Below are 1,287 nucleotides of genomic sequence, written 5' to 3'. Positions count from 1 at the left end.
CGCCAAGGAATACGCGATCCTCGTCTCCGACGACGGCGACACCTGGTACCAGCTGCGCTACGTGGCCGACGGCAAGGGCGGCACCGAAGAGTTCTACAACCTGAACGCCAATGTGCGCTACGTGCGCATCAACGGCGTCAAGCGCGCCACCGGCTACGGCTACTCGATCATCGAGGCGAGCTTCAAGTCGCCGGGCAGCGACAACACGCTCGGCTCCACCGTCGCGACCTCCGTGATCCCGCACCCGGCCGACGGCAGCAACCTGATCCCGCCGGCGGCCCCGCAGGCGCCGATCGACACCATCCAGTTCTCGCTGCCGGACGGCACGCTGGTGACCCGCGTCGGCTTCGTCGGCCGCTCGCGTCATGCACGCGAGCGCGGCGAGGACTGGAACGAGGCCGGCTACGGCGCGAACGAGACCGTCGATGCCGCCGGAAAACCGGTGGACAAGGGGCCCGGCGCGCACCTGAACTTCGTGGCCAACTACTTTGCCTTCCGCACCTGGGGTGTCGAGTTCATCGACAACAGCAAGGTCACCGGCGTCACCAAGCCCAAGGTGATCGTCAACGAGTACTTCCAGCAACCGCAGTACGGCGGCGGTCATTCCTTCGTTCGCGGGTTCGACAACCCCAACACCACCGGCTTCGGCTGGATGAGCCCGGGCGACCTGCTGGACGACAACACCTACACGCTGGGCGGCCAGGGCATCGCCGCGTGCCCCGTGGTGCCCAAGCCGCCGCAGAACGCGCTGGCCAAGCCGACGAGCGGCTACAACAACATCATCGGTGCGAACGATGGCTGCAGCGTGGTGTTCGACTCGTTCCCCGGCCATGCTGCGCTCTCGACCGACGCCAACGGCGTGCTGGCCCGCAGCGCCGACGTGCCCGGCGCCACCCAGTTCTACGACTACGCAGTGAGCTTCGACCCGGCCACCGACAAGGTGACCACCGCCACCCCGGTCGCCGGCAAGACCGTCGCGGCACGCTCGTTGAAGACGGGCGACGTGGTCGAGTTCTCGCCGTCGTTCTTCTCGACCGTCGCGATCATGAGGGGGCTCGGCACCACCGACGGCCATCGCTACTACACCAACGAGCTGAGCTACGTGGTGGGCGCCGGCCTGCGCCCCTACTACGGTGCGCAGCCGCGCCTGAACAACACGCCGCTGCCGTCGGCGACGTTGCAGGGGGGCCTCGGTTCGGTCTCCTACGACTACGCCGACAACTCGACCTTCGTGTTCCAGCAGCCGTACAACAACATCGGCATGCAGAACATGCAGCGCTTCGTGGA

Annotated in this window: 1 protein-coding gene; it reads left to right on the top strand. The window is 67.1% G+C overall.

The annotated features are described in order from the left end of the window. The coding region (locus tag AC1D15_RS32855; RefSeq protein ID WP_477829362.1) for a discoidin domain-containing protein at positions 1-1,287 on the top strand (1,287 nt) is incomplete at both ends.

This window comes from Rhizobacter sp. P2_H2 (assembly GCF_056403375.1).
The sequence above is the reverse complement of the archived record's forward strand: the minus strand, read 5'-3'. Positions and strand labels throughout refer to the sequence as shown.